General features: G+C 40.1%; 16 protein-coding genes and 3 pseudogenes. 6 read left to right on the top strand and 13 right to left on the bottom strand.

Going from position 1 to position 21792, the window contains the following annotated elements; genetic code table 11:
* The 5 genes and pseudogenes from HMPREF1519_RS06850 to HMPREF1519_RS06830 form a co-directional block, all read right to left on the bottom strand.
* Positions 1-455 (bottom strand): annotated as a pseudogene (locus HMPREF1519_RS06850) (transposase); the annotation flags it as partial.
* A gap of 90 nt (positions 456-545) precedes the next feature.
* Positions 546-1580: a sensor histidine kinase gene (locus tag HMPREF1519_RS06845; protein ID WP_037611632.1), complete on the bottom strand. Its 1035-nt coding sequence runs from the start codon at positions 1578-1580 to the stop codon at positions 546-548.
* Positions 1577-2275, bottom strand: coding sequence for a response regulator transcription factor (locus tag HMPREF1519_RS06840; protein WP_037611630.1), 699 nt, complete (start codon positions 2273-2275; stop codon positions 1577-1579). The genes HMPREF1519_RS06845 and HMPREF1519_RS06840 overlap by 4 nt, the downstream gene beginning before the upstream one ends.
* Positions 2276-2355: 80 nt before the next feature.
* Positions 2356-3996: an SSURE domain-containing protein gene (locus HMPREF1519_RS06835; protein ID WP_037611629.1), complete on the bottom strand. Its 1641-nt coding sequence runs from the start codon at positions 3994-3996 to the stop codon at positions 2356-2358.
* A 225-nt stretch (positions 3997-4221) separates the two neighbouring features.
* A pseudogene (locus HMPREF1519_RS06830) lies at positions 4222-4782 on the bottom strand (transposase family protein); the annotation flags it as partial.
* Positions 4783-5232: 450 nt separating this feature from the next.
* Here HMPREF1519_RS06830 and HMPREF1519_RS06825 point away from each other — a divergent pair.
* A pseudogene (locus HMPREF1519_RS06825) lies at positions 5233-5376 on the top strand (Rrf2 family transcriptional regulator); the annotation flags it as partial.
* Between the two features lie 142 nt (positions 5377-5518).
* On the opposite strand, the gene HMPREF1519_RS06820 reads toward HMPREF1519_RS06825, so the two are convergent.
* The 3 genes from HMPREF1519_RS06820 to HMPREF1519_RS06810 are packed head-to-tail and all read right to left on the bottom strand — an operon-like array spanning position 5519 to position 6911.
* On the bottom strand, positions 5519-5851 hold the full coding sequence (locus tag HMPREF1519_RS06820; RefSeq protein ID WP_037611626.1) for a hypothetical protein: 333 nt from the start codon (positions 5849-5851) through the stop codon (positions 5519-5521).
* A gap of 34 nt (positions 5852-5885) precedes the next feature.
* Complete coding sequence (locus HMPREF1519_RS06815) at positions 5886-6356, bottom strand: HXXEE domain-containing protein (protein WP_037611624.1); 471 nt, start codon at positions 6354-6356, stop codon at positions 5886-5888.
* A gap of 15 nt (positions 6357-6371) precedes the next feature.
* Positions 6372-6911 (bottom strand): TetR/AcrR family transcriptional regulator, encoded by a 540-nt coding sequence (locus HMPREF1519_RS06810; protein WP_037611623.1) that lies wholly within the window; start codon positions 6909-6911, stop codon positions 6372-6374.
* A gap of 133 nt (positions 6912-7044) precedes the next feature.
* Between HMPREF1519_RS06810 and HMPREF1519_RS06805 the strand changes: the two genes are divergently transcribed.
* From HMPREF1519_RS06805 to HMPREF1519_RS06790, 4 genes are all read left to right on the top strand, one after another.
* Positions 7045-7947 (top strand): cation diffusion facilitator family transporter, encoded by a 903-nt coding sequence (locus HMPREF1519_RS06805; protein ID WP_037603222.1) that lies wholly within the window; start codon positions 7045-7047, stop codon positions 7945-7947.
* A 112-nt stretch (positions 7948-8059) separates the two neighbouring features.
* On the top strand, positions 8060-9154 hold the full coding sequence (gene hemH, locus HMPREF1519_RS06800; protein WP_037603224.1) for a ferrochelatase: 1095 nt from the start codon (positions 8060-8062) through the stop codon (positions 9152-9154).
* Between the two features lie 96 nt (positions 9155-9250).
* Positions 9251-10288, top strand: coding sequence for a zinc-binding dehydrogenase (locus tag HMPREF1519_RS06795; protein ID WP_037611622.1), 1038 nt, complete (start codon positions 9251-9253; stop codon positions 10286-10288).
* Positions 10289-10376: 88 nt separating this feature from the next.
* The gene (locus HMPREF1519_RS06790; RefSeq protein ID WP_023024458.1) at positions 10377-11657 is read left to right on the top strand and encodes a DUF308 domain-containing protein; all 1281 of its coding nucleotides are present in this window, start codon (positions 10377-10379) and stop codon (positions 11655-11657) included.
* A gap of 587 nt (positions 11658-12244) precedes the next feature.
* Here HMPREF1519_RS06790 and HMPREF1519_RS06785 read toward each other — a convergent pair.
* Complete coding sequence (locus tag HMPREF1519_RS06785) at positions 12245-12886, bottom strand: HAD hydrolase-like protein (protein ID WP_037611620.1); 642 nt, start codon at positions 12884-12886, stop codon at positions 12245-12247.
* 72 nt (positions 12887-12958) lie between these two features.
* Positions 12959-15673, bottom strand: a complete 2715-nt coding sequence (locus HMPREF1519_RS06780; RefSeq protein ID WP_037611619.1) for a DEAD/DEAH box helicase family protein — start codon at positions 15671-15673, stop codon at positions 12959-12961.
* A 214-nt stretch (positions 15674-15887) separates the two neighbouring features.
* Here HMPREF1519_RS06780 and HMPREF1519_RS06775 point away from each other — a divergent pair, with 214 nt between their 5' ends.
* Positions 15888-16856 carry an ABC transporter substrate-binding protein gene (locus HMPREF1519_RS06775; RefSeq protein WP_037603234.1) on the top strand — a complete coding sequence of 323 codons (969 nt, stop codon included), beginning with the start codon at positions 15888-15890 and terminating at the stop codon, positions 16854-16856.
* A 46-nt stretch (positions 16857-16902) separates the two neighbouring features.
* On the opposite strand, the gene HMPREF1519_RS06770 is transcribed toward HMPREF1519_RS06775, so the two are convergent.
* From HMPREF1519_RS06770 to HMPREF1519_RS06760, 3 genes are all read right to left on the bottom strand, one after another.
* The gene (locus tag HMPREF1519_RS06770) at positions 16903-18243 is read right to left on the bottom strand and encodes an MATE family efflux transporter (RefSeq protein ID WP_037603236.1); all 1341 of its coding nucleotides are present in this window, start codon (positions 18241-18243) and stop codon (positions 16903-16905) included.
* A gap of 50 nt (positions 18244-18293) precedes the next feature.
* Positions 18294-19838, bottom strand: coding sequence for a membrane protein (locus tag HMPREF1519_RS06765; protein ID WP_037611618.1), 1545 nt, complete (start codon positions 19836-19838; stop codon positions 18294-18296).
* Between the two features lie 174 nt (positions 19839-20012).
* Positions 20013-21671 carry an Rqc2 family fibronectin-binding protein gene (locus HMPREF1519_RS06760; protein ID WP_037611617.1) on the bottom strand — a complete coding sequence of 553 codons (1659 nt, stop codon included), beginning with the start codon at positions 21669-21671 and terminating at the stop codon, positions 20013-20015.
* Positions 21672-21792: the final 121 nt, after the last annotated feature.

Raw genomic sequence — 21792 nt, 5'->3', positions numbered from 1 at the left:
TTAGTCGCTTCGAGTTTTGCGTTTGAATAGTCTGTTTCTAGTGAGTTTTTGATGTATTGTTTGTGTCTAAGAAAAGTCCTAAAGACAGTTTGAAAATAATGATTGACGAAATTTAAGTTTTCTTGAATGAGCTCAAAAAACTCATCTACTCTTTTCTCCTGAAAGTGAAAAAGCAAAAGCTGATAAAGAGTATAGTAGTCGGTAAGCTCTTCTGAAAGGCCTAGTGTCTTCTCAATGATTTCATGTGGTACTAAAGTTTGTCGGAAGGTTTGTGAGTAAAAAGAATTGAGAGATAACTTACGGCTGTCCTTTTGAAAGAGTCTCCAGTGATTTTTCAAGGCTCGACTAAGGTGCTGAATAATGTGGAAACAATCAAGAACGATTTTAGCGTTTGGAAAAAACCTTTTGGCAAGTGGAATATAAGCCCCAGACATATCCATAGTGATAAACTGCACCTATTGACGAGCTTCATTTTGTCCTGCTGTCATTTCGCACAAAGGCTGTTGAACCATGAAAAGCTAGATTTGTAAAGGGATTTTACGGTTTTATTTCAAACTAAGGCTGAATGTAAACTTGCTTCCTAAGCCATACTGACTTTCTGCTGTGATTTCGCCACCAAGCTGATGGGCTAGTTCTCGTGCAATTGCAAGGCCTAAGCCATGACCACCTGTTTTCATATTGCGCGAAGTTTCGACACGATAAAGGCGTTTATAGATCTTTTCCAAATCTTCAGGAAGAATCCCCTGACCCTCGTCTTTCACACTGATTGTCAGCTCTTGTTCTGTTAATTGGGCAAGAACCTCGATTCTGGTTCCTGGTTCTGAATATTTAAAGGCATTGTTTAACAAATTGACCAGAATGCGAGAAAGTTTGTCAGAATGGCTCTTGATTTTCGCCGACTCAGGTGACACTTGAATGTAAACATCTCGCTCTTCTTGTTCAATCTGGAGTTGAAATTCACTCATTGACTCAATCAACAGCTGATCTAAAAAGATCTCTTCGACTTCTTCATCAGCAGTATCTTGAGGTTGTGTATTAAGAGTCAAAACATCCAATTCCTCCACTAGCTTGTTTAGACGCTCAGTTTGCCGACCAATCGTGGATAAGTAGTGGAGCCGCTCCTCTTCCTTAATCACTCCATCTAGAATTCCCTCCACAGTAACCTGAATGGAGGTAATGGGAGTTTTAATATCGTGAGAGAGCTGCGCAATCATCATTCTCTTTTCTTGCTCGCTCTCATCAAGTGATTGAAAGGTAGCCTGCAATTTGTGGGACATGTCATTAAAAGCCTGGTCCAGCTCTTGAAATTCTAATGGGCCTTTGGTTTCAATTTCTGTGCTGAAATCCTTGCTTGCTATATTCTGAGCTTGTTTTTTCAAATGTTTCAGAGAAGAGAAAACAGGCGACAAAAGAAAGATGCTCACTGCAGCGCCAATGAAACTAGCAATCAAGGTCATTCCAACTAGAAAGTAAACTTCACTTTTATCAATCAACATTCGTTGGACTGCCCAGAAAACGACCAAAATAGTCAGTATAGTAGACACTAGATAACCCACTAAAATATAGTTTTTTAATTTCATTTTCTACCTCTTGGCTTTTCCATCTTATAGCCCAAACCCCAGACAGTTTTGATAGCAGGAGCATTTGAATTCGTATACTTGGTCAATTTTTGCCTCAAAGCATGAATATGAACATTGAGTGTATTGGTATCATCCACATAGTCCTCTTGCCATACCTTCTCGTAAAGTTCCGTCTTTGAAAAGACTCTCTCAGGATTGCTGGCCAATACCCATAGAAGTTCAAAGGATTTTACTGTCAATTCCAAAGGTTGCTCCCCAAGGCGGACCTCATGAGTCACATGGTTGATTACCAAGTCACCAAACTCGATCTGTTCTGTCTCTCCCCCACGGCTAAGGCGACGCAAGATATTATTCACTCTTAAAACTAATTCGCGTGGGCTAAAGGGTTTGACTATAAAATCATCTGCCCCCAAACTTAATCCATAAATCTTATCCTGTTCGCTTGTCTTAGCAGTTGTGAAGAGGAAGGGTTGATTCGGGGCGATATACTGAACTTCACTGATAAAATCATAACCGTCCATATTGGGCATCATGATATCTGTGATAATAAGGTCGATAGATTTTTTTCTAAAAAGCTCTAATCCCTCTTTACCATCATGGGCGACTAAAACGTCATAACCAGCCTGTATAAGATAGCGGTTTTGAATATCTAGAATATTTATCTCATCATCAACCAGCAAAATTGTCTTTTTCATTTGACACTCCTTCGATAAAAACAGTGTTACACTTGCTTTAGTATAACACTGTTTTCTCTAATGTTTAAGTGATTTGAATCTTAATCTTCTCGTTTGGTTGTCAAACCCAAAAGTCCAACAAGCCCTGCCAAGGTTAGACCAAAGATACCAAGGCCAGCTGTAGCTGTTTTAGCTTCCCCAGTATTTGGTAGCATCGCTTTATCATCTTTTTTCATCATATTAGCCATTGGGCTAGAAGCTGGTTGATCTACTTTCATATCTGACATATAATGATTTGTACCCATCATACCCTCAGTCGTACCTGTAGAGCCTGTTTCAGAAGGCTTCGTATTCATCTGACCTTGTTGAGATGGTATTGTCGCCATTTCTTTTCCACGAAGCTGAATCGTTACTTGACGAGTAGCAATCAGATTGGTCAAATCAGGTTTGCCGTCTTTAGCGCCATAGACTTTAACAGTAGCTAGATACGTATGGGTTCCGTTAGCTCGAACTTGCTCCAGCAAGGCCTGACCATCTTTGCCAACCGTATTGCCATTCAAATCCACTTCGTAGAAATATTGGCCTTTAGCCAAGCCTTCAAGTGGCAATAAAGCAGGATTTTTATCCATTCCATTGTCTGACCAAGGGGCCTTGTCAGATGATTTCAAGATAAGGCGAGTCAACATCCCATCTCCACCAAAAGCTTCGTATGGTATAACTTGGTTGACTCCGGCCAAGAAAGGTCCAGGAACCTTAGCCTTATCAAGGTAGCTAGCCGGAACATCAATCATGTCTTTGACATTGTTAACAATAGACTCTTTAATCTGAGTTGGAGTGGTTGAAGCGTTCAAATTAACAGTCAAATCTTTAGTCGCTACAAGATTTGTTAAGTCAGGTTTGCCATCTTTAGCTCCGTACACTTTAATAGTAGCTTTATAACTTTGAGTACCATTTTGTTTCAAGAGGTCAAGAAGCTCTTTATCTGATTTTCCTTGGGTATCTGCCAAGTCTACTTCATAGAAGTAGAGGCCTTTGCCCAATTTCTCTACTGGTGGAAGGACAGGATTTTTAGCCGAACCGTTGTCTGACCATGGAGCCTTGTCTGATGCTTTCAAGATAAGGCGAGTTAACATACCGTCACCAGCGAAGAATTCATATGGAATGACTTGGTTAACACCGGCTGTGAATGGACCAGGGAAATTGGCCTTGTCCAAGTATGTAGCTGGAACATCAACCGTATCTTTAGTGTTGTCGGCTACACCTTTTTGTACTTCAGCTGGGGTGGTTGCTGGTTGAGCTTCACTTGCATCACGGTCTTGTCCAGAGACGGCAGGCGCAGGATTTGTCGCAGGTTCAACCACATCTTCTGTTTCTTTCTTAGATTCTGATTTTGCTTGCACTTCTTCTTTTGGTGCTACTACTTGGTCTTCAGCAGTCACATCCGATTTTTCTGGAGAGCTTGTAGTATCCAAGCTTGCTTTAGGTGCTGAGTTTACCTGTTCTGAAGGAAGAGCTGTATCGACTGCTTCTTTGAGAAGTTCAGCTGGTAAGTCGCTCTTTTCACTCACCGAAGCAGCGTCTGGTACGACTTGAGCAGGGGTCGGATTGACGACATCGGCACTTGCATAACTTGGTTGCCCAACTAGGACAAAGAAACCACTAGCCACAACAACTGAGGCAACACCGACACTGAGACGGCGAATAGACCAACGAGTATATCTTTGATTTTGATTGAATTTCATAGGATTCTCCTTAGAGTTTTTCTTTATTTGATGGCTCTAGTATAATATCCTAAAATAAAAAAGGCTTAAGTAAAAGTTAAATTTTTCCTTAAATCCCTCTTAAAAATACTTATATTGATTCATTAATCATTGGGGAAGAAAGCAGCCCTTCCTCTCCAACTCACTCAGCTCTGTTAGAGTATCCAAATGTTAGTTATTAATCACCGCCATGATATAGGTATCTGCCTGTAAGAGGTCATAGTGCTTTCTAAGTTCTTGAGAGTATGAAAGCAGCTTTTCTAAAATCTCTTTATTGGTCAAGTGTGAGCGAAAAGTCGGGCGATAAAAACGTCTATCGCTGAGTTTACTACTATCCTGTTGAATGAGTTTCCAGTTACGAATGACTGTCGAAGTAGAGACAGATAGACTGTCTGCGATAGCCGTCATAGGGACTTTCTCGATTAATCTTTGAGTGATTTTCTGGTTGACGATGGTCGCGATTTGGTGATTCTTTTTGACTAAGGAAGTCTCTGAGACAGCCATTTTCCCGCAGACTTTACAACGGAAACGACGTTTTCTTAATCGAATGAGTATCTTATAGCCTGCACACTCTAGGTAGGGGATTTTAGATTCTTTTTGGAAGTCATATTTAGCCATTTGTCCTAAGCAGCGAGGGCACATAGGTGCAGGATAATCATCTAGCTTATCGATGACTTCTTTATGTGTTCCAGCATCAAAATAATCAAAAATCTTGATGTTCTTGTCTTTAATTACGAGTAAGTTTGTGATAAAATTTAATTGTTCCATAAGATTCTTTCTAATGATGGTTTGGTCACTTTTCATTATAGGTCTTATGGGACTTTTTTTCTACAACAAAATAGGCTCCATAATTCCTATGGTGGTTTTACCCACTACAGAAATTATAGAGCCTTTTATTGCAGTTTACAAAGACTTTTTAAGGATTTTAATTGCATTTTCTTCAGTCTTACTTGTATAATGAATAAAAAAGTAAAAATAGTATTATGAAAAAGAAATGGAAGGTAGAGGCCAATTTCTCCAGCAGTGCAACGATTTCTTATATGCATGGAAGAGAAGTTTTCTGGATTGCTAAAGACAACGCCTTGATACTTCGTCAGCTTTTGGTACAATAGTACAAATTTACAAGAGGTGATTTATGATTTAGCAACACACGATTCCCATTTTAGAGTTTGACAACAAGTCACATGGCCTGATCATTTAAAAAAAGTGAAGTAAGGAAGTCTTGCTTTACATATCCTAATGATGATTAGTAAGAGCAAGGAGTCATTGCGTTCTAAAGCACTAGCAACTAGCCTTGGCACCAATGCTAGTCACATTCGAAAGGTAATCGCTTTTTTGAAAAATGCAGTTTTGATTCGTTCCTAGCAAGAAAAAACAGTCCTCACTTTTAAAAAATAGAAAATAGGGGAGTTAAAAAGGATATAAACTGTAAAAGGTATAGCATTTTGGATGATGTATAGAATAATAAAAGAGCTCAAGTTTTTTCTGAAAACTTGAGCTTTTCTTATAACAAGGCTAACAAGATGGTAAGGACCAGAGCGATGCCCACCCGAATCAGGTGGTGGACTGGGTGGAAGTTTCCTTTGTGTTTCCCATTCCAATAGGCCCCGTAGCAAATCAAATCACAGCCGATCAGCCAAAGGACTAGAGCGACAATCGGTAAAAAGAAGTAGAGGATGAGAGATAAGGTCGCAAGGCTACTTCCGATGAGGAGAAATGTATTTCCTAGAGTGTGATTCCCTTTTTTAACTTCAGAAAGTGAAGCCAATAAGTGAAGAAGAGCAAAAGCAAGGGCAAAGAAGGCTGTAAAAAAGCCGAGAAGAATGTGGAAGAACATAGGGTTTCCTTTCTAAGATATGATTGCCTGAGTACTATTTTTTATGACTGATTTTATGAAGAATCATAAATGATACTACAAGATTTAAAATAATAACCAATAAGGTAAAAAGAGAGTAACTATAAAGTTTAATTGGAAATTCATTTTTGAGATTGCAAAGAGCAAACAAACTTGTTAAAATGCCCGTTAACAACCCAGGCACATATTTTCGAATAACAACTGTCTGAATCAAATGTCCTAAGACATGGTAGATATAAGCGATTATGATGCTTGCGTAAATGCTATAGTTGTTAAACTGGGAACTAAGATATAGCGACGTCATTAGGATCAGAAATTGCTCCAAGACAATGGCATTGAAAGCAAAAGGAGTGTAATAAGATAGGATTCGATTGTTTGGATACTGGATTGATATTTTTTTGATAAAGGATGGCATCCAAACGATTTCTTCCAGTTCATGAAGCATAAAGAGCGCTGGAAAGAGAAAGTAAAATTGCACGCTGGACATTGAAAACACCCCTTTCTAGTTCGACCCTACTTTCAGAATCTCCAAATAAAACTGAACGACTTCTTGTTCTGTGTAAGATTTACCTTTTTTTAACCACCAACTGAGAGTTTCAATGAAGTGACTGACGACCAGGTGCTTGAGGTAAGAGTGAGGGATGGTTGGATGAGCATGGATTAGTTCGTCGGCTACCATTGGGTAGACATCGTGTTCAAGTTCTTTTTGTAGCTGCCGGATAAAATAATCGTTTTTAGAGAGCAAGAGACTGGTTACATGGTCTTGATTTTTCTTGAAATGCTGAAAGATATGGGCCAGGTAGTCTTGTGGAGAGAGGTGTTCAGCATGCTCAAAGAGATGATGAAAGAGCTTTTGGCAGAGTTCATCCAGTAGTAACTCCTTACTCTCGTAATGGCTGTAAAAGGTTGAGCGCCCCACATCAGCAAGGTCAATGATTTCCTGAACGGTGATGGCCTCGTAGTCTTTTTGGTTGAGTAATTGTAAAAAAGCATTATAGATGGCTTTTCGAGTCTTAGTAATACGACGATCCTGAGCGGTCATATGGACACTTTGAACAAACTGTTCAGTAACGTACACCCTAAACGGTTTGCCCCTATCCTTTCTGTTGATAGTAGTGGATAATAGATAATGAACAAGATGTTCATAAATCTATTATATCAGAGGATTTAGGATTATGAAGACAAAACATGCGGTCTGGCTGGCTTTTTTCTTGAATTTAGGCTATGCCATTGTTGAGTTTATTGCAGGAGGGATTTTTGGATCCAGCGCAGTCCTGGCTGATTCCGTCCATGATTTGGGAGATGCGATTGCTATTGGGATTTCTGCCTTTTTGGAGAGCATTTCAAATCGTGAAGAAGATAGCCACTATACCTTGGGCTACAAGCGCTTTAGCCTTTTGGGGGCCATGGTAACGGCAGTGATTCTCATGACAGGGTCCGTTTTAGTTATTTTGGAAAATATAACGAAACTCTTTCATCCACAACCTGTCAACGATGAGGGCATTCTCTGGCTTGGAATCATTGCAGTCAGCATTAATGTATTGGCAAGTCTTGTCATTCGCAAAGGGCAAACCAAGAATGAATCTATTCTTAGCCTGCATTTTCTGGAAGATACTCTGGGTTGGGTGGCTGTCATTCTAATGGCTATTGTCCTCCGATTTACCGACTGGTATATTCTGGATCCGCTCTTATCTCTTGCTATTTCCTTCTTTATTCTGTCAAAAGCCATTCCACGTTTTTGGAGTACGCTCAGGATTTTCCTAGATGCCGTGCCAGAAGGAGTGGATATCCAGCAGGTTAAGAGTGATTTGGAGCAGTTGGACTATGTGGCTAGTATCAATCAGCTTAATCTTTGGACCATGGATGGCCTGGAAAAAAACGCCATCGTCCATGTTTGTCTAGAGCATGTCAACCACATGGAGAATTGTAAAGAAGCGATTCGTACCTTGCTCAAAGATTGTGGTTTTCAAAACGTTACCATTGAGGTTGATGAAGACCTAGCCACCCACCGAGCCCATAAACGTAATATTGAGGAGTTGGAAGTGGGTCAAAATCAAGGAAATGGTCATCATCATTAAGAAACGTTATTTAAACTCTTAGAGTTTGTCTCTAGGAGTTTTTTTGATACTAAGTTAACTAAAGTAAGCCTTTTCATGATAAAATAGAACTAACGTGGAACAAGGAGTAATTATGAGTAAAAGAGCTGTATTGATGATGACTTTTGGGTCCCCAGAAGAGATTACCTATGAAGGAGTAGCAGAATTTTTCACAAATATACGACGTGGAGTTCGTCCCGAACCACATGAAATTCAGACCTTATATGACCATTACCTACGAATCGGTGGAACGCCGCTCCAAAGGATAACAAAAAAAGAAGTTGACTTGGTTGCTTCCGCTCTTGGAGAACAAGTGTCGGTTAACTTTGCAAATAAATTTTCCCGACCTTTCATCATTGATGCGATTAAAGAGATGGAGAATGACGGAATTGAAGAGTGTTTGTGTTTGATTCTAGAGCCCCATTATTCATACTATTCAGTCATGGGCTATGAAAAATTTTTAGAAAGTGATCAAATTAAGTTCCAAATTATCAAGGACTGGTACCGCGAACCTTCTCTACTTCACTATTGGGCTGATGAAATCCGAAAGATTTTAGATCAGATTGGAGACGATAGCTATAAGGTGATTTTTTCAGCCCACAGTGTCCCAGTTTTGGCACTAGATTTTGGTGACCCCTATATCGACCAGATTTATGACAATAGCCGATTGATTGCGGAGAATTTAGGACTTAGGGAAGAGCAGTACACCAATACTTGGCAGAGTGAGAGTGATATAGGTATTCCTTGGATTAAGCCTGATGTTTTAGAATATCTGCGAGATGAGAGTGACCACCCTGACCACTATATTTTTGTTCCTATTGCTTTTATTAGTGAGCATATTGAGGTTCTTTTTGACAATGATGTGGAATGTAAAGAGCTTTGCCAAGAGCTAGGTGTAGCCTATCACAGACCTCCTATGCCAAATAGCGATCCTCGTTTAATCAAGGCACTTCTTTCGACAATTCAGTCTCATATAGACGGTGACTATAGTGACTATCAACCTCAGCTGGAGACCTTTGATGAGTTGGAAGCTCCATCAAGTACAAGTCAGATTTTGGAAGAAGAGAATGATATCCAAATGCCAGATTTTGTGAAGAAGTTAATTGCCAAGAAAGGCCGAGAAAATGTAAAAATGCCTTATCTTGTCAAGAAAATGCTAGAAAAGAAGTATGGGAAAAAATATGATTAATTGCTCTTGTTTGAAAATAATTTGGAATGCTTGATTTGAGCCAGAGCTTAATTAAAAGTGTATACTAACAGTAACTAAAGAAAAAGAGGTAAACATATGAAATCTGCAGTTTACACTAAAGCTGGTCAGGTTGGTCTGGCAGAAATTGACCGCCCACAAATTGAGGCTCAGGATGATGCCATTATCCGTATTGTCCGTACTTGCGTTTGTGGATCGGACCTTTGGAGTTACCGCAATCCGGAAATGGAAGAAGGACACAGAAATAGCGGTCATGAGGCTATCGGAATTGTCGAAGAAGTTGGTGATGACGTTACTACGGTGAAAGCTGGTGACTTTGTCATTGCCCCTTTCACACACGGTTGTGGACAGTGTGATGCCTGTCGTGTGGGCTTTGATGGGTCATGTGACAACCACCCAGGTAATAACTGGTCTGGTGGCGTTCAGGCTGAGTATATTCGATTCCACTTTGCCAATTGGGCCCTTGTCAAAATTCCTGGGCAACCTTCAGATTATAGTGAAGGCATGCTCAAGTCACTTTTGACACTAGCTGATGTCATGCCGACGGGTTACCATGCGGCACGTGTTGCTAATGTGCAAAAGGGTGACAAGGTGGTCGTTATTGGAGATGGTGCTGTCGGTCAATGTGCTGTCATCGCAGCTAAGATGCGTGGTGCCTCACAAATCATCCTTATGAGTCGTCACGAAGACCGCCAACAAATGGCTTTGGAGTCAGGTGCGACAGCAGTTGTTGCTGAACGTGGTGAGGAAGGCATTGCCAAAGTCCGTGAAATTCTAGGGGGAGGAGCGGATGCAGCTCTCGAATGTGTCGGTACTGAAGCAGCGGTGGACCAAGCTCTTGGAGTCCTTCACAATGGGGGGCGTATGGGATTTGTTGGTGTTCCACATTATGAAAATCGTGCCATTGGATCAACCTTTGGACAAAATACAACGATTGGTGGCGGACCAGCCTCTGTTACTACCTACAACAAACAACTCTTGCTCAAGGCTGTATTGGATGGAGATATCAATCCAGGCCGAGTTTTTACGACAAGTTATAAATTGGAAGATATTAATCAAGCCTATAAAGATATGGATGAACGCAAGTCTATTAAATCTATGATTGTGATTGACTAATGAGAAAAATTCTAGTAGATGATTTCTGCTGTTATACTTGATAAAATAGTATTTGTCTAAAGACCTTTGATCTCTGAAGGAGGGTGTCATGGTGAGAAAATTATCTGTTGAAGAAGTTGCAAGAAGACGGACTTTATTGTTTGGGGTTCTTGCCGTCATTTTTGGGATCCTCATTTTTCGAAACGGTGTTGGTTTCACAAAATTTTCCTTGGATCTATTAGCCATTTACTTTTTAGTTGATGGACTAGGAAGCTTTCTTCTTCGCTTTTTGTTACGTAGCAAGTCTATTTCCTATAGCCACTCTATTTGGTTTATTTTTCTTTCACTTGCGTTGATCTGGTTGAATCGACTGAGTAGTCTGCCCGTAAACTTAGTTGTGATTTGTTTAGGGGCATATCAGTTGGGGAGTGCCATTGTCTATGGGATCACATTTTGGCTTTATAAGGCCAATCGGGTAAAAGGAGGCTGGCTCTATTTATGGGATGCGCTTTTAAACGGTGGGATTGGTCTAGCAACTGTCTTGGAACCTGGTTCAGATGGGCACTTCCAATTTATCCTCTTGGGGGCTTATCTGGTCTTGTTGGGGATTTCTAATATTCGAGATGGTATTTTATTTGACAAAGACCAACAAGGCCAAGAGTTAAAACGTCGCTTTCGTATTAGCCTACCGGTTATCTTTGCAGCCTTTATCCCTGCTAAGGAGTTAAAACGGTTTAACCAGTTTCTTCAAAAAGGGAGCTCGGCGGGACACACAGGCCCTTATCGATTGGTGAAAAAAGAAGAAGAGGCAAGGGAATTAGAAATTTTGGTTCATACTTCTGACAGCAACTTATTTGGAGCGATTGGGCATGTAGATATTTGTTATCAGGGGAAGGTCATTTCTTACGGAAGTTACGATCCCTTTTCAGAGCGTCTATTTGGGACGATTGGGGATGGCGTACTGTTTAAAGTGGATAAGGAACCATACATCGAACTATGTAAAAAAGAGAGTCAAAAGACGCTGTTTGGCTACAGCCTATCCCTTACCGAAGAAGAGAATCAGGCAGTAGAGAAGCGTCTAGCTGAAATTGATCAGTTGTTAGAACCTTGGGATCCACCTAGTAGGTTACTGGAAGACGGTCAGCCGACCTACGCTTACAAATTGAAATATGATTTAGGGGCTGAGCTATATAAATTTACTTCTTCGCGTTTTAAATCTTACTTTGTTCTGTCTACGAATTGCTGCCTGTTAGCAGATTCCATTGTGGGACAGGCGGGAACGGCTGTATTAGATGTGCGTGGAGTGATTGCACCAGGGACCTATCAGGATTACTTAGAATACGAATTTGAAGCTCCAAACGGGCGGGTCCATACACGAACAGTATATTAAGTAAAGAAAGACAGATTCAAAATTTTGAGAAATCTGTCTTTTTTGCACAAGATTTCTTGTAAAAAAAAAGAAAATCTTTTAAAATCTCTCAATACCTTGATACAATTGTGATTGAGTATGGTGCATAATGACTGTTACTCTATACATTAAAAAACAATAGCCACCTTTCGAACACAAAATCAGACTTGTTGAGTTCAAATTTTCCAAAATATTCTCATTGTACTGTAGAATGTTTTACACAAAAATCGTACATCACCATAAAATTACGCTTTCATTTTACCACCTTTGTCTTATCCTTTATATGTAATGAGGTAGTCATACATTGTATGTTGGTGATTTTTTATCTCTTGAATATACAATATAAGTGCAATAAAAAACTCATAGCGTTTCATTGGTGTAAACTGTAAGTAACCACACAAACAGAATCCGAGGAAAAACTATGAGCTACTTCTATCTTAACATAACCGACCGATTAGGGATTTAGTTTGATAAGCGATGGTGAGGGAATTAAAAAACTCAACAGGAGATTGTCCCTGTTGACCAGCGACAAAAAGAGCATGCTTGTATGGTTATGCTCTTTTTTAATATCAATTATTATTCAAAATATCCCAGAGTTCTTGGACAGTATCAGCTACAAAATCAGGATTTTCTGCCAAGAGGGTTTCGTTTGTCCCAAATCCCCAGGTAACAGCCAAGGTCTTGATACCAACTGTTTTTCCGCCAATCATGTCATACTTGGTGTCGCCAACAATGACAGACTGGTCCTTATTCGCATTATTTTCAGCAATAGCACGCTGCAAGACGTCAGCCTTGTGGAAAGCAGCAGGTGTGGCCCCATAGATGCCGTCAAAAAACTCAGTGATGCCAAGGTACTCGCACATTTCTAGAGCAGTAGGCTCATTTTTGGAAGTTGTAATAAAGATTCTCTTGCTAGAATCTTGACTAAGTTGTTGAAGGATTTCTTTTATGCCATCATAGAGGTGAGCCTCCAATTGTCCTTTAGTCTCATAATAGTCACGATAAATTTTGACAGCTTGGTCAGCACCTTCTTCGCTAATCTCTTCTTTAAAGGTTACCTCGAGAGGTGGTCCCATAAAGGTACGAATTTTCTGATCACTAGGAACAGGGAGGCCTAGTCTTTCAAAGGTTTGAACAAAACCATTGTGGATTCCCTCAGAACTATCAACGAGAGTACCATCAAGGTCGAAAAAAATGTGTGTGAGTGTCATAGAATTCTCCAATATAGTGTCGTTGGTTTATTATATCATGATAAAAACGGTTTAAGTGGTTAGGGCTATTGATTATTCTAAAGTTGACATGACTTTTTTATGGGTAACAGTACGTTCTTGCTTATTTCCAAGTGCCTTGATACGGGCTTCCAGTAGAATAGGACGACCTTGAACACTTCTCGTATAAATGAGGTTATATTTTCCGACACTTTTTTGGATGTGTCGGAGGAAGGACTCTGCATCTGTCTTACGCTTTTCAAACATACTTGGAACGGCAAAAAATTCGGTTTGGTCTTTCATCTTGTGACAAGACTTTAGGATATAGCGTTGATTTTCGATAGGAGCGAAAAACTCAGTCAAAGCCTGAGCAAAGATTTCTTTCTCCCTCATGGTAGCACCTTTGAGATAGATAGCGTTATAAATTGCCTGTTTACTATCTTTTACTACTCTAGGAGCAGACTCTTTAGTCTCAATCTGACCTGAATCCAGAAGGGCTTGGTGGATAGCTTTGCCAAAAATTTCCAAACGTTTATAGGGACTCTTATAGATAAAATATCTTCCCCAAAAGATAGCCAGTACAAGTAGCGCAAGTAAGAATATCGGTAGGCTTTGATTAAACGGCTTCCCAACAATTAGATATCTTCCCAAATCAATAATAAAATAAGTGGCAGCAAAGGCTTGAGAAATAAGTAAGGCCTTCATCCAATCATTAAGGTATGCTAACGGTAAAAATTGTTTGTCGACTTCAACCTCATTAGCAACTTCCATTTCTTCGTTAAGCGGTAGAGCTTCTTGCCAACGGTCCTTAAGCTCATGACGTTTTTGAGATAGTGTAATGGCATTTTGATTAAGTTTTTCTAGACCCTTTTGGCTAAAAGTTATTTGATTGAGTTCAAGTCGATCAATGCCAGATTCGATAGTGAGCTCTGAATAATGGAGACCAAGAAACTGTGTCATACGCCTATCTAACAAGTCTAGGTCAGGACTAAGTCCATACAACTGTAGCTCTAATGTCTCATCATATTTTTCTTCGGCATTTTGAATTTCAAACCATTTCTTTGGTGATAAATTAATAGAAACCAAATGCCAGATACTACTTGTTTTATTAGGATTGTCAGGCCAAACACGGATGGCACGACCACGCATCTGATTGCTTAGCATGAAACTTCCAACAAAACTAGCTAAAATAAGTGAGTTAACACAAGGTGCATCCCAACCTTCGCCCAATAAAGACTTTGTCCCAATAATCACTTTGATATATCCCTCTTGGAAAAGCTGAGTAAGAGCAGTAACCAAATCATGATAGGAACCAGAAATACTGACCTTAAGATAGTCCTCTTGGCTCAACTGTCCAATAACATCATAGGATAAACGAGAATTAGGAATGAGTCGCTCTAGATGTTCTTTAGTTGAAGTTGGAATAATCACTAAACTTCCTGTCAATACAGCTACAGGTACTGTCCAAGTCTGTTCAATCATTTCTCTTCGAATAGATTCAAAGTAAGAGAGGACACCTAGTTGGGTAAATTGAGCATTTTTATCACCTAAATGAACTTGAAAATCCTTACGTATAAAGTCTGTCAAAACAAGTTGGCGAAGATTAGTTCCTAGAGCCTGGTATTCTGCCTTAAAAATATCTCTAACAGCATTGAGTTTTCCCAATGATTGATTGAGCAGGACATCTTGTTTCTTATTCCGGATAAGTTTTACTTGATTTCTTTCGATAAGACCGTTTGCTTTCAAATCACTTTTCAGTTGGTTAAAGGCTTCCTCAGTAAATCCAAACCAATTTGGAACCTGAAAAATAATGCCATTAAGCAAGGTTTCAAACCACTCAAGCGTAAAGGTTGGCAAGGTTTTTGTAGCGAGAAGTTCTTGAAAACGTTGAGGAAAAGGTAATTCTTTAGACCGTAAAAAAATCAGGATAGCAGAAAGATATTTAGGATTAGCCAATAGGTCATCATCGCTAATTTGGTTACTTAGTGCCGGACTAGACTGAATGGTGTTTGAGAAGTTTATATCTGTAGACAGTTTAGTTAGAAAGTTAAGTTTCTGCTTTTCAAACTGATCTAATTGTGTTCGTTCTTCCTTAGTTGGAAAGGCGAAGTAGACATAGTCCTGGTGAGGACAGAGCGTCCCTTCCTTAACCAGTTCAGGCACTGTAATTTCTTCATCAATCTCACCACACATGCTGATATAACGCTCCCAAAGTGCGGGTTCTCCCTCGTATGGGGGTGTCGCAGTTAAAGAAATCATCTTGATTTTTGGAAAAGCTTTACGAAAACTCTCCAAACTCTTCCACCATTCATTTCTTAAATGATGGCACTCATCCAAACAAAGAGTCCCTAAATCTTTATCCTCAAATGTTTTTCGGATATCGAAATCTTGAAAATTAAAATGCTCTTGTTGAGCTGTATCATCTGTGTCTTCGATAAGACCATCACCAACAACTTGGTTCATGGAACTATGTAATGCCTGATAAGTCGCAACCGTAATCATTTTAGGCCTCTTTAAGTCTTGTGAAATGAGTTGTTCTGCTTGGTTAGCATCACTTAAAAAAGCTTGTTTGATCCGGTCCACCCATTGTTGGCGGATAGTAACTGTCGGAACTAGAATTAAAGTTGGATTACCAAAACGCCGTATGAATTCAATTCCTAAGGTCGTTTTTCCAGAGCCAGGAGCAGCGACCAAGTGAATCTTTCCATCACCCATAAAACTTTCTGATTTATCAAGAATACGTTGTTGATACTGTCGCCATTGTCCTTTAAATGAAAGCTGATCTAACATAATTTCCCTCCAATGTTACCTATCATTATAACACAGTTCAGATAACTAAAAGGTTGTTATTAGGGCTTAAGCATCCTAATCTAGGATTGTTTGAAGTATCAAAACAATATAATCAAAAATATAGGCTTGAACGAATCAGTAAGTGATTGACATTAAAGAAGTTTTAAGATAACTTTAAAGTAACGATTTAATCCGATCTTATCGAGGAGTTGCCATGAAAAAAATAAATCTTCTTTATTTATTAGCTATTCTGGCCATTATTTCTGGTCTTTTACTGTATTACTTGCCAGACATGACGTCTGGACATAATGCAGAGTCAAATAAAACAAGTCAGACTTTTAAGGAGAAAACGATTGTCCATGATTTTGGTACGACAGAGTTGAAAAAAGCTCCAAAACGTATCGTTATCCTCGACAACCTCTATGGCGAAATCTTAGATCCTCTGGATATTACTCCAGTAGGAGCGACAACTGGTCAAGCTGATAGTCAAGAACTTTCAACCCTCTTTAAGAAACAATACAAGGATGCCAAAGTGGTTTCAGTTGGTTGGCAGGGTAATCCAGATTTGGATAAGATTGCTGAGTTAAAACCTGATTTAATCCTTATGACAGGCGAGCAGGAAGACCTCTACGAGGAGCTGTCTGAGATTGCACCGACTGTTGGCTACCAAATCAACACCGATGAAAATTGGGACTATCATGAAACCTCTCTCAAGGTGGCAGAAATCTTTGATAAACGTGATGAGATGAAGAAGGACCTCGATAGATTGGATGCTAGGGAGGCCGTTTTCGCAGAGAATGTCAAAGCTAAGTTTGGCAATCAAAAACTCATGTATCTGCGCGTGACTGACAATGACATCCGTTATTATGCTTACGGGCATTTTGGTTATCTGTATGATACTTATCATTTCAATCGTGCTGAAACCTTCAATCCAGATGATATGTTCCAAGTTATCGATCCAGATAAACTAAAAGACATTAATCCGGACCTCCTGATTGTTCAAGCAGATTCTCAAGAGCTCCTAGAAAACAAACTTAAAAATAACCCTGTCTGGAGTAGCTTAAAGGCAGTTCAAAATAACAAGGTAATTTATGCTGATTACTCAACCTACATGCTGGGCTTTGGGATTGTCTCCCAAGAGGCCATAATGAAACAGATCTCTGATGAATGGGGATTAAATTAAACTAAAAACGACCGTGATGGTCGTTTTTTCTATGTTCAAAAGTAGTCTAACTGATAAACAAGCGTCGAATATGTTTCCTCAAGGCAAAATAGAGCTGAATGGTCATGGGAATCCAAATCAAGGGCTCGCATAGGATAACACCAAGGTAGCCCATAGAAGGAATAACCAAAAGAACAAAGAGAATTTTTCCAAAAAGCTCAATGAAACTAGAGGTTAAAGGTGTGAGTTTTTTACCTAGGCCTTGGAGACTATTTCTAAAAATGAAAAGCATTCCTAAAATAGGATAAAAGAGAGAACTGATACGGAGGTAGCGACTGGCGTTGTCAATAATCACAGCATTATCAGAACCAGAGATAAAACCAGCCAAAAAGGGAGTTGCTATATAGAGAAGGACACAAGCAATGACAGACCAAGTGATAGAAACAAGACAAGATTGTTTTAAACCAGCCACTATGCGTTTAAACTGTTTGGCCCCGAAGTTTTGTGAGGTGAAGGTGGTCACCCCAGCAGCAAGTGAAGTCAAAGGGAGAACAGCAAAGGACATAATCCGTCTTGCCGCCACTTGAGCGCTAATGATGAGAGGACCAAAGCCGTTAATGGCATACTGTAAGGTTACAGTCCCAATAGAAACAATGGAATTCATGAGTCCCATGGCCATGCCTTGTCCAAAAAGGTCCAAATAGAGACTTGAATCAAGAACAAAATTTGACTTACTTGGTAGAAGGAAGGTCACTTTTTTCTTAATATAGTAAAGACAGAGAATTGCCGAAAGTCCTTGAGAAATAATCGTTGCCAAGCCTGCTGATTGAACCCCAAGATGGAGTTGTGTAATAAAGAAAAGGTCTAAAATGATATTGACCAGAGCTGAAAAAATCAGAAAATAGAGGGCTGTCAGACTATCACCAACTGCTCTGAGGAGACCAGCACACAGATTATAACCCAAAGTTACCCCAACACAGGAGACAATCATAGAAATATACTGGTAGGACTGCCCAATGATAGAAGCAGGTGTCCCTAAAAATCGTAGCAAAGGATAGAGCCCGAAATGTCCTAGAATCATAACCAAGGCACTTAAGCCCAGACCGATGACAACTGTGGCCGCCACAGACTGACGTAGTTTCCTATAGTCTTGTGCACCATAGTAACGTGCGATAACAACTCCCATACCATTTCCAACACCTAAGGCAAATCCGATAACCAAATCAAAAATAGCAGAAGAAGCTCCTACAGCAGCCAAGGCATCTGGACCTAGAAAGCGTCCCACAATCATGACATCCGCAGTATTGTAGAGTTGCTGGAAAATATTGGATATCAGAATTGGTAGGGCAAAGATTAAAAGAGACCGCAAAATAGGGCCTCGTAAAAGATCAACTGACGAATTTTTCATAGACTTATTATAGCAAGATTGTAATTGTGAAACAATGACAAAAAGCCATCCTAGGATGACTTTCGCCTATTTTTTAGATAGCGGCTAAGTATTTGTGTCATATGGTTGTAGCCCGCCGCAATCATTGGAATCTGTAAGTAAATATAAGGTAGGGTGTACTGGCTTTTAGTCTCTGAAATAAGGTGAAAGAGGATGCCACCAAAGAGGTAGAGAAAGGCATAAAGTCCTATGGTTGCACCGTCTCCCATTCGTTTATAAGTGAAAGCATAGTAGAAAACACCACCAAGATAGAGGACTAGGAGATAGCCTTGCATATAGGTCACAAAAAAGAGATGTAGGGTCCCATCGTGATAGATGGAAGTCGCAAACCTATTCCACAGTGGCTGAAACTTGTCTTTACTTGGGCCATTCCAGATGGACTGGAAACTCCCCTCTGTCCAAGAGCTGATAAACTTGGTGCTGAAAAACCAACTGGCTTCATCAGGATGGGCTAGGAGATATTGAACACGCTTATCAAAAAGATGATTAGCACTTTTTTCAATCTTTTCGATATTCCCCTTTTTCTTGGCGTAAATGTCACGGACATAGCCAGTGTACCATCCTGGCATGCGTTTAGAATCAGGTTCGTCCTGTAAGCCCATAGCCAGCCAAGCAATCTGAGGCGTTCCAGGAATTTTTTGATGGGTGGTAATCTCATAGTAACTGGTCGTCGCCTTATGCAAGCTCATAGGAAAGGCAAAGAAAGCCAAAACCAAAAGCAAATAGCGGTAACGTTTCTCTCTAAGTGTTAAGAGTATTAGAATACCAGATAGCGCAATAATGAGAATGATGTTATTGCTTCGCACCCAGTAGGCCAAGGTCAGCATAAGCACCGAAAGAATGGCATTTCTAACCTTACCTCGTCTCAAGTAACGGAGAAAGAAGAGAATGGCAAAACTAGCAAAGAACAATCCATACATAAGCCCATAGGCAAACATAATGTTAAAGACTAAGGGCAAGAAACCAAAACTCATGATGACAGCCGTACGACTGACTAAAGGTCTCTGAAACAGTTCTTCCGTGATTTTCCATGTGGCATAGTTCATACCAATGACCATGCCAAGATTCAATACATAGAAAACAGATATAACTGGTAAAGGAATTAGATAGAGAACCAAGCGTTCAAAACTAAGCAATCCCAACTGATGAGGATAGCGGAAGAAGTAGGCTCCTGGTTTAATCAAGGAGAAATTGCCTGCATTAAACTGGACTGCTCCTTTAAAGACAGTCCCCGCATCATCTCGACCGGCAAAACTGGTCAGGAAAATCAGAAGTAGCCCAAAACTCACAAAGCAAGCTGTAAAAAAGAGGAAAACCTGCTTTGTTGTCAGTTCTTTTAAGAGCTTAGGCCAGAGAAGGGTCAAAAGCAGAATGGCCCCACCTGAAACATAAACATACCAAGGGACGCTACTAATCTCCGCCCACTCAAAGTATCCCGTCATCATGGTCGTGCGAACAATCAAAGCAGTCACAAATAGTAGCCCAAAGACTAAGAGCCCCACATAGCGCCCTAACCATTCTAAAACAGAACTCGTATATGACATAAGAGCCTTCATACTGAAAGTCTCCTTTTATATATGTGATTACCCTTATAGTTTAGCACAGACATCGGAAAAATGTAATGAAAACTAGAAGAAAAACTCATTCATCACTTAAAGAAATTGCTCTAATGAAAACATAGAAAAACTCTCTCGTTTCTATAACAAGAGAGTTTGATTTTATAAAGCAGACTATTTCATCCGCATACTATCAATTTTTTCTTCAGTTGGTGTGACACGTAAGGTCTTTTGTCCCGTATAAGTTACAAATCCAGGTTTACCGGCTGTTGGTTTGTTAAGTTTCTTAACATCAATCATATCGACTTGAACCAAGTTTGACAGACGTGCCTTAGAGTAGTAGGCTGCCAATTCAGCCGCATCAGTCTTGACCTCGTCAGTTGGGTTAAGATTGTCCTTGATAACCACGTGACTACCTGGGATATCCTTGGCGTGGAACCAGAGCTCACCCTTTTTAGCCATCTTGAAGGTCAACTCTTCATTTTGCAGGTTGTTACGACCAACCATGATAATGGTCTTGCCATCAGAAGCCAGATACTGTTCAGGTTTCTTACGTTTGTGGCGCTTGTCAGTTGAACGACGCTTTATAAAGCCAGCCTGAACAAGCTCCTCACGAATATCCTCGATTTCATCCATGTTGGCTTGAGAAAGACTGAATTCAACACTCTCCAAATAATCAATAGTCTGCTTGGTTTCCTCAATCAAACCAGTTAAGTGCTTAACAGCTTCCTTGAGTTTCTGGTATTTTTTGAAGTAACGCTGAGCATTTTGGTTAGGCGTTAGGGCCACATTTAGGGGAATTGTAATCTTTTCACCAGTGTAGTAGTTGTCTAGCTCGACACTATCCTTGTCGTTTGGCACCATGCTAAGGTAGGTGGTCAACAGTTCACCTTTTTGACGGAACTCCTCAGCATTTTCAGTCGCCGCAAGCTCTTTTTCCTGTTTAACAAGTTTCTTCTTGTTTTTTTCCAGCTCATTTTGCACACGATGGATTAAATCACTAGCCTGTTGAGCCACACGGTCACGCGCCGCCTTATCCAAATAGTAGTAGTCCAAAAGGGCAGACAAGGTTTCAAACTCAGGTTGGTCCTGACTATCAGAGAATCTTACAGCTGAAAATGCTTTTGTCGTTAAGTTTGGCTCTACTTCACGATTGAAGAAGGCACGGAAATTCTTGAGCTTATCAGTCTCAAGTAAAGCTGATAATTCATTGGCCGTATCACGCCCCAAACCTTGGAAAAGTTTTTGAAGGTTTCTAGCTGACAAATCCTCGGTTTGTAGGATTTCAAAGAGCTTTTCGTCTGCAATGTCAAATGGATTCTTGGCGTCTGTCTTAGGTGGAGCGATATAGGTAGACCCAGGCAGAATAGTACGGTAACTATTTTGTGAGAAACCAACATGCTTAATAGACTCGATGATTTTGCTCTCGTTTTTGTCAATCAGGATAATATTGGAGTGTTTCCCCATAATTTCCATGACCAGAGTAACCTTGACACTGTCACCGATTTCGTTTTTGTTTGATACGGAAATCTCCAGAACACGATCATTTTCTACCTGCTGAATATCCTCGATAACCGCTCCCTGAAGGTATTTCCGCATAATCATGGTATAGGTGTTTGGATTCTGTGGATTTGGCAAGTCAGACTTGGTCGTCTGAATACGCCCAAAGACAGGGTGAGCCGAAAGCAGAAGCTTGTAATTTTGACGATTGTTACGAATTGTCAGGACCAACTCACGTTCAAAAGGCTGATTAACTTTCTGGATACGCCCGTAAAGCACCTGTTCACGTAGCTCAGCCGTCATATGATGAAGAAAAAAGCCGTCAAAAGACATGGTGTACTTCCTTTCTTGTTATTGATAATGGTTGTTATTTTAGTTGTGATAAAGCATAAAACGCTTATCCATTATAGCATAATGGGAGTAGAAATGCTTGAGGAGGAGGGTTAAATCTTAA

Source organism: Streptococcus sp. SR4, assembly GCF_000517725.1.
In the GTDB taxonomy this organism is placed as follows: Bacteria; Bacillota; Bacilli; order Lactobacillales; family Streptococcaceae; genus Streptococcus; species Streptococcus salivarius_F.
The sequence above is the reverse complement of the archived record's forward strand: the minus strand, read 5'-3'. Positions and strand labels throughout refer to the sequence as shown.